This is a genomic window from Pseudomonas sp. 18173 (assembly GCF_050432945.1).
Lineage (GTDB): Bacteria > Pseudomonadota > Gammaproteobacteria > Pseudomonadales > Pseudomonadaceae > Aquipseudomonas.
Genome location: NZ_JBKFTN010000067.1, coordinates 1 through 1,489 on the forward strand (window position 1 = coordinate 1; position 1,489 = coordinate 1,489).

The window sequence follows — 1,489 nt, forward strand, 5'->3', positions numbered from 1 at the left end:
AGCGCAGGACATGCTCGATATCGCGGGGCTGGGCATCAACAGCGCGACCTTCGCGGCCAACGTGAGCATAGCGGCTGACGGGGCGGACACGGTGGTCGGCATCGGGGCGGACAGCATCCGCCTGGTGGGCGTCGGCAGTGCGGCCATTGATCAGTCGGACTTCATTCTGGCCACTTGAGGTCCTGGTCAGTACTGTCGCAGGGAGCGTGGAAAGCGGAGAGGAGGGCACTGGGTGCCCTCCCTTTCTCCTTTCATTCGATTACCCATGAGCTATCGGGGTGCCAGCAGCGTACTGGAACTCATCAAAGCAGGTTGGAACCGAACTGCGAAAACAAAGCAACAATGGAAAAAGGAAACCCGGCCTTGAACATTTCAGCCATCTGCCTCCTGAGCGGCCTGTTGGTTTCGGTCGCGGTTACTGCTTGCGGAGATACTCAGGTCTTCAACCTGGATTTCACCAGGTCAGCCACGCAGACGCTGAAAAAACTGAATATCAACGACGCTGGCATTATTGCCGTCTCAAGTCCTGCCGCGTTTACCTTCTGCCGAAAAGGATCGTCAACGCTCTGGAAGTACCAGGCGTTGGATCTGGAGCAACAAGCTGCAATCCAGTTCGGCCAAAAGGGACCATTGACGGACTATCAGCGAATTACCGTTGCGCAAATCAATAGCGCTGCCTGTGAGGATCATCTGGCGCCATTGGTTAAACCGGCTATCAAGCGTGGATTTGTCCTGGGCCTGATCACCCTGTTTCTATTGGTTGGTCTCCTGTACACCTATCGGGCAATCATGTATTGCCGTTATGACCAGGGCGATTTTTCGAAACCTGGCTTGCAACACTTGAGCGACTCCCGATTACCGTATAACTCATCGGTCCTGGCGTTGGCCGCGTGGGGTATCGCTGTAGCGACGGCATTTGTCTACTTCGGGTTTTGAACGGTCTGCGTAACTGGCAAGCGCAAGTATGAGTGGCTCCCGGTATTCGACGATCAAAAATTTCTTTCGCTACCGTCTGAGTGACTTGATTCACGACCTGTTTGTTTCAACTGACTCTGCATTACGGTCTGCCTGACAGGGGGCGATCTTCCTGGTGCAGGTTTCAACCCCGGTGTTACCAACCCCCACCGGTGTAGCGTAAAACCACGTTCAGGTAACAATCATCTCGTCCTCAAAAAATCCCTTCGAAAAATTTCATCAACGCCAGAAGCCTCGATTCCTGCGCTCTCCAGCCGTATCCGGATTTTTCTTGAATGTTCATTCAACAAGTTGGCCGCTTGATTGCATATGATTGTATGTACAAGTAAATACGTATGTGTATGGGTCGAGATGACTCAGCCATCGTCAACGAATTCGCGGGTGCGCACTGTTACCCAATTGCAATTGAATGTGCCAAAGCGCAGGGCTTGAGCCTGCCAATGATTACCCCGGTTATAGGAGCCTGAAAATGCACACACTGAACCTGATCCCCGGCCAACTGAGCCTCGCCCAA

Annotated in this window: 1 protein-coding gene; it reads left to right on the top strand. The window is 53.2% G+C overall.

Features of this window, described 5'->3' with window-relative positions; genetic code table 11:
- Window positions 1-363 precede the first annotated feature (363 nt).
- Entirely contained in the window at window positions 364-936 is a 573-nt protein-coding gene (locus tag ACLD1X_RS29055; RefSeq protein WP_429373719.1) for a hypothetical protein, read from the top strand.
- Window positions 937-1,489 lie beyond the last annotated feature (553 nt).